Raw genomic sequence first — 15,919 nt, 5'->3', positions numbered from 1 at the left:
ACCCAGAACAGGAACCCACATGCTTGAAATTGCCGTCATCTATTTAGCTGCAGCTATTATCTCTGTACCTATCGCTAAGCGAATTGGGCTCGGTTCGGTACTGGGTTACTTACTCGCAGGTATATTAATCGGCCCCTATGCTTTTGCACTGGTTGGCGACCAAACCGACGTGATGCACTTCGCCGAATTTGGTGTAGTAATGATGCTTTTCCTAGTGGGGTTAGAGCTACAACCCTCTCGTTTATGGAAACTCAGAAATGCAATTATAGGCCTAGGTGGTTTGCAGGTTATAACCACCAGCTTAATATTCTTTTTAATTGGTTATTATTGGTTACAGCTTCGATGGGAAGCATCATTAGCAATTGCACTGATGCTAGCACTCTCATCCACGGCGATTGTATTGCAAACACTAAGCGAAAAAGGCTGGATAAAACAGGAGGCAGGGCAAAATGCATTTTCCGTTTTGCTATTTCAAGATATTGCAGTCATTCCTATTCTTGCACTGTTACCTCTCCTCGCGTTCAGCGATAACATCACTCATAGCTCCGGAGGGCACAATTTAATAGAGCACCTGCCCGCCTACGGACAAGTACTTATTGCTTTATTTGTGATTGTCTCCATTGTGCTGGCCGGAAAATATATCTCCAATCCACTGTTTCGCATAATCGCTGAAACGCGCCTACGTGAACTGTTTACTATTTCTTCGCTATTTTTAGTTGTTGCCATTGCACTATTGATGCAAAAAATTGGGCTATCTCCCGCATTAGGCACATTTTTGGCAGGGGTTGTCTTAGCTGAAAGTGAATTTAGACATGAGTTAGAGGTCGATATAGAGCCCTTTAAAGGATTATTATTAGGGCTATTTTTTATCGCAGTCGGTGCGTCAATAGATTTTCCTTTATTGGGTGATAAATTCACATTAGTCATTCTACTAGTAGTGACATTAATTGCAGTTAAAGCATTGGTTTTATACCTTCTTGCGCTATTTTTTAAACTAAGAGGCAATCAAAAACTGTTATTTACGCTAGCGCTCGCACAAGGAGGTGAATTTGCATTTGTACTACTATCACTTACCTCTTCATTACAGATCCTCACGCCAGAGCAGAATAAAATAACTACTTTAGTAGTCACAATTTCAATGTTGCTTGCGCCACTGATGCTGATTATTTATGAGAAAAAATTTAATAACCTCAGCCAACCCAAGCAGGCTTTTGATCAAATAGAAGAGATAGAAGCCACTAAAAGTGTAATTATTGCCGGTTACGGACGTTTTGGACAGGTTATTGGTCGCCTATTAGCGTCACAGGGTTACCATTTGTCGATTCTTGATCATAGCCCACGGCAAATAGAAATGTTGCGTCACTTTGGCAACAAAGTCTTTTATGGTGACGCAGCTAATCGAGATCTGCTGGCGGCAGCAGGTGCTGAAGAGGCACAATTGTTAGTGATAGCGGTAAGTGAGCCCGATAAAATATTAGAGATAGCCTACATTGCCAGAAAACATTACCCACAATTACAACTGGTTGCGCGCGCGGTTGATCGTCGACATGCCTATGAACTACTAAATGCAGGTATTACTTCATTTAAACGAGAAGTATTTGATTCGGCGCTTAATTTAGGCATCGAAGCGTTAACTATGCTTGGAAATAGTCAGCAAGATTCAATACGAGCAGGCAAGTTGTTCAGTGATCATGACAATGAATCACTGCATGAACTAGCAAAAGTATGGGGAGATGACCAAAGCTATGGTATTGCCATTAAACAGCGTATGGAAGACTTACAGCAGGTATTGAAAAAAGACCGAGAGCAACAAGATAAATTAAAAACCTGCGTTGGCGAAGATTGTGGCCCACAAACCAGTGAGCAAGATAAATAAATCGAAAAAAACAGGCAAATATAAAGCACCATTTTATACCATATAAAATGGTGCTAGCATTTGTTATTGATATTCAGGGTAATCCGTCAAGCCTACTTCGCCACCACCAAATAAGGTATTAGCATCGTGAGTAGCTAAGGGATAACCATTTTTTATGCGTTGTGGTAAATCTGGATTAGCAACAAAGGGACGGCCAAAACCTATCATATCAGCTAAACCATCTTGCAAAGCTTGTGCACCTTTTTGTGCATCGTAACGACCTGCATAAATGAGTACGCCATTAAACGCGTCACGTAGCGCTTGTTTGAATGCCAGTGGTGTATCAGGCGCATCATCCCAATCAACTTCTGCAATGTGTAAATACACAATCTTATGCTTATTCAATAAAGTCGCTGCTGACGTATAGGTTGCAACAGGTGTTGCATCCACAGTACCATTTAAAGAGGTGAAAGGAGCAAGACGAACGCCGACTTTATGCGCTCCAATTGCATCAACCATTGCACCAACAACTTCATCTAAGAAGCGCAAGCGATTTTCAATACTACCGCCATATTCATCAGTACGGTTATTCGCTTCTGAATCAATAAACTGATTGACTAGATACCCGTTAGCAGCATGCAATTCGATACCATCAAACCCTGCTTCAATCGCATTTAGTGCTGCTTGACGATACTCTTCAATAACCGCCTTAATATCTGCTTTACTCATTTCACGTGGCATTGTGACATCAACAAAACCGGGCTCTTGCTTGCCATTATCAACAAAGACTTGCACATTTTCTGCTTTGATTGCAGAAGATGAGATAGGCTGTTCGCCAGCAATATTATCAGGGTGTGTCACACGACCAACATGCCAAAGCTGTGCAAAAATAACACCGCCTTTTTGATGTACGGCATTGGTTGTTTTTTTCCACCCCGCAATTTGCGATTCAGTGTAAATGCCCGGTGTCCAAGCATAACCTTGGCCTAATGCTGATATTTGCGTGCCTTCGGCAATAATCAGCCCTGCTGATGCGCGTTGTGCATAATAGGTTGCCATCATCTCATTGGCTTCATTACCCGGTTGCGTTGCGCGAGAACGGGTCATTGGTGGCATCACAATGCGATTTTTTAATTTTAATATGCCGAGTTGTAATGGTTGAAAGAGTGAGTCTGTCATTGTCTGCGACCTTATTAATTACTAAAGGGATAATCTGAATAAGCTCACTATACAATTCGCTATTAGCAGAATGAAATTATCAATTGTTTTTATTATGATAATTTTTTGTAATCAACAGTTCTCACTAGGCAACCTATCATGTTGTTTTGCATAACGACTGGCTAGCATTGCACAATAAAAAATTTGCACTGGATGGTAGAGCATAATCGGTAATAAAATCATACCTAAGTTAGGATCTGCACCAAAAATCACCGTGGCCATTGGAATTCCAGCGGCTAATGTTTTTTTGGTACCGCAAAAGACCGCTGCAGCTTCATCTTCTAAACTAAACCGAAAACGTTGCGCACTCCACTGTAAAAAGTGAACCATAAACAATAAAACGAGGCTACATATTAGTATGCAGATCAGTAACATTTGTACTGAAAAAGCCTGCCAAATACCATCTGCGACAGAATCACAAAAGGCATTATAAATAATCAGTAGAATGACATATTTGTCCACTTTGTTAACCACTGATTTATGCCGCGTCACTATTCTTAATAACCAAGGCCTTAGTAGCTGACCAATGATCATCGGCAACAATAGTAGTTGTCCTATCGATATAACTGCTTCTAATAAATCTAATTTAGCACCTTCAAGTCCCATAAATAGTTGAATCAGGAATGGGGTAATGAAAACACCGATAATACTCGATAAAGAAGCATTAAAAATAGCCCCGGGAACATTCCCCTTAGCAACACTGGTCATTGCGACAGAGGATGAAATTGTACTAGGTAAAACAAATAAATAACAAAAACCAAAGGCTAACGCTGCCGGCATATAAGTTAAGAAAAGATCCCCGAACACAACCCACAACAATGGATAGACAACAAAAGTCGCTACTTGGATATAGAGATGCAATCGCCAATTACTTATTCCCGCTTTAATCGATGCAGGTGAAAGCCCTAATCCATGTAGAAAAAAGACAATAGCAACCCCAATACCTGTGACTTTATCAAGGTGGATCACACCACCGCTTCGCCCAATATCAGCGGTAACTGTGGCGAGTAAAATAGCCACCAGCATAGAAACTAAGAACCACTCTTTTTTAATTTTATTTATCATAATTACCGATTTTAAATAAGCTAATATAATTAAGCATGTGCTCTAAGGTTTACCCAGAAAAAATAACTTAGCTCAAGGCGAAATATTACCTAAGCGGTTGTTCCCTTTTACGAAAATTTTAACGAAGAAATAAGTTATTTTAGGCAGTATAGTAGATCCGCTATTCACTAGGTATGGTATAAATATCAGCACAACTTTACCAATTGGACGCATGCGTGTCAGTTTATAGGAATACAAAAGAATAATAGTGTTTAGCTAGAAACAGTTAAACACACAGTTTCCCTATAATAACGCCATTACCTATAACAAAAAGGAAAATTGACCTTGTCACGCTTACCCCGCTGGATAGAATATGGCGCTTTTATTCTTGCATTTATAGCAGGCTACGTGAACGCTACCGGTTTATTAGCTTTTGCACATCAAGCAGTTTCTCATCTATCCGGAACAGCAACACTGGTAGGAATAGGCCTTATTACCGCCTCTTTCAGTGACGTGTTACATCTTGTATTAGTGCTATTTAGCTTTTTTATTGGCTCCGCGCTATCTGGCTTTTTACTGCATAACAATAACCTACAACTAGGTCGTCATTACGATACGGCGCTTTTACTTGAAGCGATATTATTATTCCTATCTATATATTTATTAACACAGGGCTCCTTGTATGGGCAATATATTATCTCGGCAGCCTGTGGTTTACAAAATGCAATGGCAACTTCATACAGTGGGGCAATTGTACGTACTACCCACCTAACAGGTATCTTTACTGATTTAGGCATCATGCTTGGTGCTCGGGCACGTGGAAAAGTACTTGATAAACGCAAGTTATTACTATTTTCAGTGATTATTGGTGGCTTTATTATAGGAGCGAGCTTAGGCTCCTACCTTTACCAACTACTTCTTTTTAATGCCTTATTCATACCTGCTAGCGGGTGTTTATTACTTGCGATAGTTTATGCTCGCTATAATCAACGTCGACAAAATAAGCCCTATTAGAATAGCCACTTTATTAAACTCTAAAGGCGAAGAAAAAACGCCCAACACACGCTAGCTTTTATGAAAATTAAAGATGTTATTGGATAAAATAAATGCGGGCTCACTATTAACGATAACGTATCACACAATAAAATTTAACGTATTTTATTAGAGCTATCCGTTAGAGTAAAAACTGAAAATAGACTAATTTTCCCCCTCAATTTGGCACCCCCTATTTTTTGAACTACCTATCGTTAATTAAAAATTAATCGTCTCAATTTTGAATAATTGATGTTTCTAACTAGAGTTATAATTCATGTTGTAAAATCAAGGAATAATATGTTGCCTTTTTCGTTGCAAAAGAAACTCAATTTACTGCTTTTAATCATTGGCCTATTAATACTTACAATAAGCTTAATGAGTAACTACAACCAACAGAATAAGTTGGTTGAAGAAACGATTGAAAGCAATCTAAAATTGATAGCAGGTAACTATTTTGACTCGATCAATACTTTAATGCTGACGGGTATGATGGGCAGCAAATCTATTTTAGAAGATAAAATTCGTAATGAAAAAAATATCGAAGCAGCTAAAATAATCCGTAGCGAACAAGTGATACAACTATTTGGTGCAGGTAGTGAAAATAACCAAGCAGAAAACGATGCAGAGCGCGCTGCGTTACAAGGAACAGAAAGCATGACCATCAGCCATGATGGTCAAAAACGAGTGTTAACCTACTTAAAACCAATTATTGGTAGCGAAGATTATAACGGCACTAATTGTTTAACCTGCCACATGAGCCAACCAGGTGAAGTATTAGGGGTTATTAAACTAAGTTATTCCTTAAATGATTCAGACCAAGCGATCAGTAAAAATAGTTGGTTTAATGGTTTTCTACTTAGTAGCATTTTTATTATCGCTTTTCTCAGCCTTGCATTACTTATAAAGCACCTTTTTTTCAAGCGCTTGAGTTTACTTGGTGGAGTGATGCACAATATCCATAACAGCAATGATTTAACATTACGTATTCATGATAAAAGTGATGATGAACTGGGCAATTTGAGCCATAACTTTAACGTTATGCTAGACCGTTTTTTAGATAATATGCGACAAGTAACTCATACATCAGTCGTCTTAAATCAAGCTGCGGATAAACTCCTTCAATCAGCGCAAACGAGTGAACAAGCAATTCAGCAACAAAAAATATCTACCCAATCTGTTGCCAATTCAGTACATCAATTGAAAGAGTCTTCTGAGCAAGTAAAAGATACTTCTGGTAACGCCGCCGAGTATTCTAACTCAGGCAACCAACAAGCCAATGAGGGGATGCAAATTGCACAGACTACGCAACAAAATATCAATCAACTGGCTAGTGAAGTCAGTAATGCCTCAGGTAAAGTCAGTAACTTACAAATACAAACCGAAGAAGTGGGAAAAATACTGGAAGTTATCAGTAATATCGCAGATCAAACCAATTTACTCGCGCTTAACGCAGCCATTGAAGCTGCAAGAGCTGGTGAGAGTGGTCGTGGGTTTGCAGTGGTTGCAGACGAAGTGCGTAGCTTAGCGAATAATACTCAACAAACCACACTACAAATTAAAAAGACCATTGAACGTTTACAAAATGAAGCCAAACAGACGGTTGAAGTAATGAACCGTTCCTCGCAGGATGCAGAATCACGCGCACAACAGGTAGAACAAGTCACCGGCACATTGCATAACATTACCGAGCAGATGCAGCAGATCAATCAACTAAGTATGCAGATAGCTTCTTCGACAGAAGAGCAGAATAACGCTTCAGAAGAGATTAGCCGTAATGTAGAAGAGATAGCGAATAGCGCAGAAAAATCTTTACAAGATGCTATCGAAAGTAAATCTATCAGTGTCGATCTACAAACACTCGCACAAGAGCTTAACGAACAAGTGAGTTTATTCAAACTGAAATAAACAAATTTCAAACGCCAATAAAGTAATATGAATTTTTCAGTTGCATTTAAATAGACGATCGGTCTATTATAAAAAGATGAATTTAACAGAAGCTAAACCGCGACGCGGTCGTCCGCCTAAAATAGCGCGAGATAATATTGATACCAAAGCTGCACTGATACGTAGTGGCCTTGAACAATTAACTGAAAATGGCTTTGCCTCGTCGGGGATTGATCAGATATTGAAAAAGGTTGGTGTGCCAAAAGGCTCTTTTTATCATTACTTTGCTAATAAAGAAGCGTTTGGTTTAGCGGTAATTCATAGCTATGCCACCTACTTTGCTAAAAAGCTAGATACTTGTTTGCTGGATCAAAGCTCAGCCCCTTTAGCGCGAATGAGAAATTATTTAGAGAGCGCTAAAATAGGAATGGCACGTTTTCAATTCAAACGAGGCTGCTTAGTCGGTAACCTCGGGCAAGAGGTTGACCTATTACCTGAAAGCTTTAGACCTATATTGATTGATATTTTTGGCTCTTGGCAAGAACGTGTTGCAAATTGCTTAAAAGAAGCGCAAACCAACGGAGAGTTATCTAGCGATGCAGATTGTGATTTACTCGCAGAATGTTTCTGGATAGGTTGGGAAGGCGCAGTGAGTCGAGCTCGACTAGTACAAAATAACACACCGCTTGATAATTATTTCAATACATTTATCAACGGATTACCAAAATAAAAACCACGACTAAATTTTTTTACTTTATTTGTAGACGATCAGTCTAAAAGAGGAAGACAACATGTTTCAAGGTATTTTAATCGAAAAAGATGACCAAGGTTACCGCGCAGCAGTCAAAGAGATTGATGAAAGCGTATTGCCTGAAGGCGATGTGACTATCAAAGTATCGCACAGCACACTGAACTATAAAGATGCATTAGCAATCACCGGAAAAGGCCCTGTAGTACGTAGTTTTCCAATGGTACCCGGTATCGATTTAGTCGGCGTTGTTGAGCAAAGTGACAGTGATAAATTCAGCGTCGGTGATACGGTTTTATTAAATGGATTTGGTGTTGGAGAAAAACATTGTGGCGGTCTTGCACAAAAAGCACGCCTTAAAAGTGACTGGTTAATTCAGTTACCAACTGCATTTACACCTCGCCAAGCAATGTCTATTGGTACAGCCGGTTACACTGCAATGTTATGTGTTATCACACTAGAGAAAAATGGCGTCACACCAGAAAAGGGTGAAATTCTTGTTACTGGCGCAAATGGTGGGGTTGGTAGTTTTGCAATCTCGATTCTTGCAAAATTAGGTTACAAAGTTGTCGCATCGACTGGTCGTATTGAAGAAACAGAATACCTTAAAAAATTAGGTGCGTCAGAGATTATCGATCGCGCAACATTCTCTGAACCAGGTCGTCCACTTGCTAAAGAGCGTTGGGCTGGTGCCGTGGATACCGTTGGTAGCCATACACTTGCTAATGTTTGTGCAAGTACACAATATGGTGGCACAGTGGCTGCTTGTGGTTTAGCGCAAGGCATGGATTTACCAGCAAGCGTTGCACCATTTATTTTGCGTGGTGTAACCTTAGCGGGTGTTGATAGCGTAATGCGTCCAACTCGCGATCGCATTGAAGCTTGGCAACGTCTAGGTGAGATTTTAGATGCGCACGTATTTGATGATATTTGCACTGAAATTAGCCTTACAGAAGCAGTTGATGTTGCAGAAGACTTAATTGCAGGTAAAGTACGCGGTCGTGTGGTCGTTGATATTAATAAATAATTTTTAACCTTCTCATAAAAAGGGGCAATACATGATGTATGTATTGCCCCTTTTCAATGGCTAATCAATAGCGATATGTTAAAGGTTTAAGCGATTTCCAAGGATAACTCTTTTTTCTGTACTAACTCTGCACCGCTACGTGTCACAGCATTTAATACTGCTTGTAAAGACGCACCAACGATATCATCAGAGGTAGCAGCAGCACAGTAACGCACACCCTGTAGGCTTATTTGCACATAAGCAATCGCCTCTGCTTGCTCATTAGCAGCGCCTTCTCGGCTTGGTAGCGCATGCTCGTTATAATCAATTAATACGATCTCGCTATCAATTGCGCCACTTAACCCACGCACAAAGGCATCCAATACACCTTTCCCTTGCCCATCAATGCTAGCAGATCCGCCTGAAGTGATAAGTTGTGCTTGTAATCTATCTTGGTTACCTTGACGATCAAGCTGATAGCTATTGATATTTGCGTTTTGCGTCGCCCCTAAATAAGTATCATTAAATATCTGATGGATAATCTCGGCAGAAACTTCGGACTCGCTACTTTCAGCATGTTGTTGCACGTAAGGGCTGAAATCAACCTGCATCCAGCGTGGCATTTGAATGCCATAATCTTGCTCTAATACGTAAGCAACACCACCTTTACCCGATTGACTATTGATGCGAATAACCTGTTGATAAGTACGTCCTAAATCGCGAGGATCAATCGGTAGGTAAGCAACCTGCCAATGGGCTTCAGGATCATTAATTCGTGCTTCTGTATCAATCGCCATACACTTGTTAATCGCATCTTGGTGACTACCAGAAAAGGCTGCAAATACAAGTTCCCCTGCATAGGCATGACGGGGATGAACAGCAAGTTGCGTACAACGCTCTACGGTTGCAATCACACGATCCATATCGGCAAAATTTAATTCAGGATCAATGCCTTGGCTATAAATATTCATCGCCATCGTAACGATGTCCATATTGCCCGTACGCTCACCGTTTCCTAATAAAGTACCTTCGATGCGATCTGCTCCGGCCATGACGCCAAGTTCAGCAGCCGCAACACCACAACCACGATCGTTATGAGTATGTAAACTAATGGTAACCGATTCACGCTCACTAATATTATCGCCAATCCATTCAATTTGATCGGCATAAACATTAGGCGTTGATGCTTCGACTGTCGCCGGTAAATTAATGATCACTTTATTTTCTGGCGTCGGTTTCCATACACTAATGACCGCATCACACACCTCAACGGCATAATCCATCTCAGTATTGGTGAAACTCTCCGGAGAATATTGAAATGACCATTTTGTCTCTGGGTGAGCATTTGCAAAATTACGCACCCACTCAGCACCTTGCACCGCAATCGCTTTAATCTCATCACGTGACTTCTTAAAAACCTGTTCACGTTGCACCGTCGAAGTAGAGTTATAAAGATGTACAATTGCTTTTTTAGCGCCCTTTAACGCCTCAAAGCTACGTGCAATTAATGGCTCTCGTGCCTGTGTTAATACTTGAATTGTCACATCATCGGGGATTAAGTCTTGCTCAATTAACTGACGTACAAAATCAAAATCTGGAGCTGATGCAGCTGGGAATCCAACTTCTATCTCTTTAAAACCGACATCCACCAATAACTTAAACATCTCTAGTTTCTGGCTTGGGCTCATTGGCTCAATCAATGCCTGGTTACCATCACGTAGATCAACGCTACACCATTGAGGGGCGCGATCAATCACTTGGTCAGGCCAACGTCTATCTGCTTTTTTAATTGGCGCATAGGCACGATATTTTTTATGGTTAAAACTAGGGTTAATTTGGCTAGAAGTCGACACGAGCATATCCTTTATCATTGGTCAGAAAGTGAGGTGAATTAGCGAGTTGGCGCACCTTGGTAAGGATATAACCACCCGTTTCCGGTTAGAAACTTCGCTCGCTATCCATGCACTAACTATAAAAGAAAATGTGTAGTGAGTGCATGCAAAGTAACTCTTAATTGAGTTGATTTACGCAATTATTCACCACATAATTACTCTTATGTAGTGAATGTACTCATTAATGGAAAAATAAAATGCAACAAGTGATTAAATTAGACAGAATAGATAAGAAAATTCTTACCCTGATGCAAGCTAATGCACGCATCAGTAATTTAGAGCTTGCAGAGACGGTAGGTTTATCACCAACCCCCTGTTCTCGTCGCGTAAAACGCTTAGAAGAATCAGGCATTATCGATAAACATGTCACGCTACTAAAACCGGCTGTTCTTGGTTTAAACCTCACAGCGATGATAGGTATCTCTATGGATAGGCATACACCGGATCGGTTTGATCGTTTTGAGCAAGCGATCGCTGATTTACCCGAAGTATTAGAGTGCTTGATCGTGACCGGACAAAGCGCCGACTTTTTATTAAAAGTTGTGGTGCGTGATATGCAACATTATGAAAAATTTCTACTTGGACACCTCACTAAACTAGAGGGTGTTACTGGGGTGCACTCTAGTTTTGTTTTACGTGAAGTAGTGAAGAAAACAGAATTACCGCTGTAGTAAAACCTATTTTTTCATTTGTTGAATCAATAATCCGGCAACGATAAAAACAAGCCCGACAATCGTAGCTGGGTATATGGCTTCATCAATGATCATATTTAACAACAGTAACGAAACGAAAGGAGAGATAAAAATAAGATTACTAATTTTAGCTGTATTTTCTGCATAACGTAGCGCAGTTACCCAAGCAATAAAAGCAAAGCCCATCTCAAACAGACCAATATAGATAGCCCCTAGCCACCCTTGCCAAGCAACTAAATTAAAATCACTCATTATCGAAGTCGCGATTATAATGGCCGGAAAAGCAAGTAAAAAGCACAGTAATAAAGAGACAATCGAATCGCCGCTATTTTTTGCATTTAATATCCAATACAGCGCCCAGATCAACGTGCTCAATAACGCCAGAAAAACACCCCAGGGATTGTTAAAATCGAGCGTTAGAAGATCACCCTTCGTGGCAATGATTAATGCACCGCTATAAGCAAGCGCAATAGCGAGCAGATCTTTAGTCGTTAATTTATGCCCTAAGAAAGGGACTGCTAAAATCGATAGAGTGATAGCCCAAGTATAATTTAATGATTGCGCTTGCTGAGCCGGCAATAGGTCATAGGCTTCAAATAAGATCAGATAATAGAAACAGGGATTGAGTAAACCCAGTAAAAGATAATAAAGTGGTTGCTTTAGAAAATACGGCTTTAAAAGAGGTAATTTTTTTTGTCGATAACAGGCTATCGCCAACAGTAAAATAGTAGAGCCCGTCGCTACTAACAGCATTTGGATAGGTGCAAAATAGCTTAAGGTAACCTTAAAAGCAGTTGCTACTGTCGACCACATTGCGACGGCAATCAAAGCAAAAAACATCGCTTTTTTTTGATTTTTTATCAATTTATTAACCTTAGCTATTAAGAGATTTTAAGACTTATAACACGGCTGCGTTATAATCCAAAAGAATACATTAAGTCGTCATTGATATTAAAAATTGAAGCGATGTGCATTTTCCATACACCTTAGATAACCTCAATTCTAGTTAATGGAAGCGTAATTACGTTTAAAATCATGATGTAGCTACTTTTATAATACAGTGCCGTTAGTTTTGCGTAGTTCAAGGCCAGTTATCGTCGCAATAACGGGTTATTAGTAGATGATTTAACGCCGAAATTCACAGAAATAGCGGTATTGTATCGCGTTGCTTATCCAAAAATGAGGTTAGATACTGAGTTCTGCGTACAGACCACTATATTGTTTGAAAATGAAATAACAACAAACAACAGAGTAGGTATCAAAAATCCCCCCATTAATTAGAATATCTTTAGGCTAAATAATATGCAATTATCTCCGCACCAAGCTTGTAATATAGTAATACAAATGATATAAATTAATTATTGAATGGGTAACCTAAAAAGGCCCCAGCTGTTTGGTAAAAAAGATGTTTCAGTGATAGCCTTAGGCAAGCACTACCTATTTATCATACATAACTGACATACGAACACGTTGATTGTTGAAATTAACTCAATTACATAGGGGTATTAAATGTCTACAGACAAGTCTTTTGACGCTATCAAAAAAATAAAATTAGAAAATGACAAATCAGCAGGAAACCTAGTTGATTGCATGCCAATTAAAGTTCAGCAAACTGAACCAGATCTATCTTTCCTTGATAACCTAAGCCTTGAGCACCCTCGTCTACTAGTGCAAAGCAAAGATCTTCCAGCATTTCGCGATAACCTAAAAAATGATGCTGGTTACTGTAAATTTGATGCATTCATGAACAATTCAACAAACAAGTTCATGGACGTTGCACCATATGCAGAGCCACAAGCTTACCCAGAAGAAACGGTGGGTAAAGCATCACTATGGCGTCCTTACTGGCGTCAAATGTACGTTAGCTGCCAAGAAGCTTTCAACGCAACACGTAACCTTTCTATCGCCGGTGTTGTATTAGAAGATGAAGATATCATCGCTAAAGCTAAAGCATGGACTTTACAATTAGCAACTTACGATCCAGAAGGTGTTACTTCTCGTGGTTACAACGATGAAGCAGCTTTCCGCGTTATCGCCGCAATGGCTTGGGGCTACGATTGGCTAAATGCTCATTTTTCTGATGGAGAGCGTGCAATCGTGAGAGATGCACTTATCGTTCGTTTGGACGAAATCATGCATCACCTTAAAGTAACTGTTGATTTATTAGCGAATCCGCTAAACAGCCACGGCGTTCGTAGTATTAGTTCAGCTGTTATTCCAACATGTATTGCACTCTATGGTGAACACCCTAAAGCGCGTGAATATATCGAATACGGTCTGGAATACTACGCAGTACATTACCCACCATGGGGTGGTAAAGACGGAGCATGGGCTGAAGGTCCAGATTACTGGAATACACAAATGGCATTCTTAGGTGAAGCTTTCGATCTACTTAAAAGCTACACATCTATCAACATGTTTAACAAAGAATTCTACAAGAACACAGGTGACTTCCCGCTATACTGTATGCCAGTTCATTCAAAACGAGCGAGCTTCTGTGACCAATCAAGTATTGGTGATTTCCCAGGTTTAAAACTTGCTTACAATATTAAGCATTTTGCAGGTGTAAATAATAAGCCTGAATACATCTGGTACTACAACCAACTTAAAGCACGTGATACTGAAGCACATACAAAATTCTACAACTTCGGTTGGTGGGACTTTGGTTACGACGATCTACGTTTTGATTACCTATGGAACGATATGGCTGAAGTTGCGCCATCAAATGCGCCACTACTGAAAGTATTCCCAATCACTGGTTGGGCAGCATTCCACAGCAACATGACTAACCGTGAAGAGCACATCCACATGGTTTACAAATGTAGCCCGTTTGGTTCAATCAGTCACTCACATGGCGACCAAAATGCATACACATTACATGCATTTGGCGATACGCTAGCTGCAATCACTGGTTACTACGGTGGTTTCGGTGTAGACATGCACATCAAATGGCGTCGTCGTACATTCGCTAAAAACCTACCATTATTTGATGGTAAAGGTCAGTATGCTGAAAATACGACTACTAAATTTGAAGGCGAACACCAAGATCGTTACTGTATTGAAGCTGGCGGTAAAATCAGTGATTACGATACTGAATCTGAAGTGTTATTCGTTGAAGGTGATGCATCAACTTCATACCAATTCCATAACCCAGATCTAGAGTCTTACAAGCGTAAGATTTGGTTTGCAAAAGGTAAAGTATTCGTAATGCGCGATACTGCGACTTTAAAAACTGAACAAGATCTAACATGGTTATTACACACAACGTTTAAGACTGAAACGGCAACAGATTCATTCAAGATCGTGGGTGACAATGCGGTATTAGATGTTGAGTTCATCCATGACTGTAAGCAAGACTTATTATCAATTGAAAATGTTGAAGGTTTCGGTGAAGTAGACCCAGCTGAATACAAAGATATGGAAATTCACCGTCACGTTGAAGCTAAGTTCAAAGCGAAGAAAGAGCACAATATCTTAACGCTATTAGTACCAAGTAAAGTAAACGGTCCTAAAACTGAAGTTAGCCATAAATTAGTAGGCAATAATTTAGAATTGACTATTGATGGTGAAGTGGTAACTATCGACCTTTAATCACCACTAAGTATTAATTAGTTTGTAAGGCCACCTATGAGAATAGGTGGCCTTTTTTATGCCTAGAAATAAATCTCACATTGATGACTTTAGCGATATTTCTATCATAGCAACATGCTTTAAAAATAAATTATTATGTAATATCAATGGAGTTTAAAAAGTGATTTAGCATCACACAGAATAAATTTAAGTTACAAGGCATAAAATACTGAAGTTATTTTTCCTTCAACAATCACAAGACAAGTAGCGAAAATTTTGTAAGCAAGCCTGATCACTATACGAATGGTATACTTAAGTATTAAAGCAGCTCAGAAATGATTATTAATCATTTCTTTCTGTTCAATTGAAGCTAGCTATTTCCCTATCTAGATTCGAATTAGTCATCATCGCTAAAGCTCTAAAACGCAGCCCCCCCTGCTGATGTAGTCAACAGGGATTGTTCGTATTAGGCGTTTGGCGATGGGCGAACATTGCTCATGAGCCACCGCTTCGCGATATTCGCCCTACTGCTATACGCATTGTGTAGTTGAATATTGAAGCACCTCAGAAATGATTATAAATCATTTCTTTCTGTCCAATTAAAGCTACTGTCTACGGTAGTGCAGTTCACCTTTCCCCATGTGGGAGTAGGTCTTCATTTATCAAATGCATAAAACGAAAAAATCCCTGCTGACGTAGTCAACAGGGATTGTTCGTATTAGGCGTTTGGCGATGACCTACTCTCACATGGGGAGACCCCACACTACCATCGGCGCAACTGCGTTTCACTACTGAGTTCGGAATGGAATCAGGTGGGACCACAGCGCTATTGTCGCCAAACAAAAAAATTAATTAGAAAAGCTAATGTTTTTTCGTCGTTCTTAATCTTTGCAATGTTTTCGTAAAATATGCTTCGCAAGCATTTCTTTTATAGTCTTTCGACTCGTCTTGGTATACAAAACTCTTAGAGTTTGT

The 15,919-nt window shown here is 39.8% G+C and carries 11 protein-coding genes and 1 rRNA gene; 7 read left to right on the top strand and 5 right to left on the bottom strand.

Going from position 1 to position 15,919, the window contains the following annotated elements:
* Positions 1 to 19 precede the first annotated feature (19 nt).
* Positions 20 to 1,876 carry a monovalent cation:proton antiporter-2 (CPA2) family protein gene (locus tag CW745_RS15920; RefSeq protein ID WP_101109692.1) on the top strand — a complete coding sequence of 619 codons (1,857 nt, stop codon included), beginning with the start codon at positions 20 to 22 and terminating at the stop codon, positions 1,874 to 1,876.
* 63 nt (positions 1,877 to 1,939) lie between these two features.
* On the opposite strand, the gene CW745_RS15915 is transcribed toward CW745_RS15920, so the two are convergent.
* Together CW745_RS15915 and CW745_RS15910 are read right to left on the bottom strand one after the other, a co-directional pair.
* Entirely contained in the window at positions 1,940 to 3,034 is a 1,095-nt protein-coding gene (locus CW745_RS15915) for an alkene reductase (RefSeq protein WP_101109691.1), read from the bottom strand.
* 111 nt (positions 3,035 to 3,145) lie between these two features.
* Positions 3,146 to 4,138 carry a bile acid:sodium symporter family protein gene (locus tag CW745_RS15910; RefSeq protein WP_101109690.1) on the bottom strand — a complete coding sequence of 331 codons (993 nt, stop codon included), beginning with the start codon at positions 4,136 to 4,138 and terminating at the stop codon, positions 3,146 to 3,148.
* A 324-nt stretch (positions 4,139 to 4,462) separates the two neighbouring features.
* Here CW745_RS15910 and CW745_RS15905 point away from each other — a divergent pair, with 324 nt between their 5' ends.
* The 4 genes from CW745_RS15905 (at position 4,463) to CW745_RS15890 (ending at position 8,811) form a co-directional block, all read left to right on the top strand.
* Positions 4,463 to 5,131 carry a YoaK family protein gene (locus CW745_RS15905; RefSeq protein WP_101109689.1) on the top strand — a complete coding sequence of 223 codons (669 nt, stop codon included), beginning with the start codon at positions 4,463 to 4,465 and terminating at the stop codon, positions 5,129 to 5,131.
* A gap of 318 nt (positions 5,132 to 5,449) precedes the next feature.
* Positions 5,450 to 7,057 carry a methyl-accepting chemotaxis protein gene (locus CW745_RS15900; protein WP_101109688.1) on the top strand — a complete coding sequence of 536 codons (1,608 nt, stop codon included), beginning with the start codon at positions 5,450 to 5,452 and terminating at the stop codon, positions 7,055 to 7,057.
* 76 nt (positions 7,058 to 7,133) lie between these two features.
* Positions 7,134 to 7,766: a TetR/AcrR family transcriptional regulator gene (locus CW745_RS15895; protein WP_101109687.1), complete on the top strand. Its 633-nt coding sequence runs from the start codon at positions 7,134 to 7,136 to the stop codon at positions 7,764 to 7,766.
* 61 nt (positions 7,767 to 7,827) lie between these two features.
* A complete protein-coding gene (locus CW745_RS15890; protein ID WP_101109686.1) occupies positions 7,828 to 8,811 on the top strand; it encodes an MDR family oxidoreductase in 984 nt (327 codons plus the stop codon).
* A gap of 86 nt (positions 8,812 to 8,897) precedes the next feature.
* On the opposite strand, the gene leuA is transcribed toward CW745_RS15890, so the two are convergent.
* Positions 8,898 to 10,643, bottom strand: a complete 1,746-nt coding sequence (gene leuA, locus CW745_RS15885; RefSeq protein ID WP_238596851.1) for a 2-isopropylmalate synthase — start codon at positions 10,641 to 10,643, stop codon at positions 8,898 to 8,900.
* A 245-nt stretch (positions 10,644 to 10,888) separates the two neighbouring features.
* Between leuA and CW745_RS15880 the strand changes: the two genes are divergently transcribed.
* Positions 10,889 to 11,353, top strand: coding sequence for an Lrp/AsnC family transcriptional regulator (locus CW745_RS15880; protein ID WP_193755634.1), 465 nt, complete (start codon positions 10,889 to 10,891; stop codon positions 11,351 to 11,353).
* A 6-nt stretch (positions 11,354 to 11,359) separates the two neighbouring features.
* On the opposite strand, the gene CW745_RS15875 is transcribed toward CW745_RS15880, so the two are convergent.
* Positions 11,360 to 12,235, bottom strand: coding sequence for a DMT family transporter (locus tag CW745_RS15875; RefSeq protein ID WP_202973217.1), 876 nt, complete (start codon positions 12,233 to 12,235; stop codon positions 11,360 to 11,362).
* 648 nt (positions 12,236 to 12,883) lie between these two features.
* Between CW745_RS15875 and CW745_RS15870 the strand changes: the two genes are divergently transcribed.
* Positions 12,884 to 14,965 (top strand): DUF4962 domain-containing protein, encoded by a 2,082-nt coding sequence (locus CW745_RS15870; protein WP_101109682.1) that lies wholly within the window; start codon positions 12,884 to 12,886, stop codon positions 14,963 to 14,965.
* A 703-nt stretch (positions 14,966 to 15,668) separates the two neighbouring features.
* On the opposite strand, the gene rrf is transcribed toward CW745_RS15870, so the two are convergent.
* Positions 15,669 to 15,784: ribosomal RNA gene (gene rrf, locus CW745_RS15865) — 5S ribosomal RNA — on the bottom strand.
* Between the last annotated feature and the right edge of the window lie 135 nt (positions 15,785 to 15,919).

This window comes from Psychromonas sp. psych-6C06 (genome assembly GCF_002835465.1).
Lineage (GTDB): Bacteria > Pseudomonadota > Gammaproteobacteria > Enterobacterales > Psychromonadaceae > Psychromonas.
Note: the sequence above shows the minus strand (reverse complement) of the source record. Positions and strands in the feature narration are given on the sequence as shown.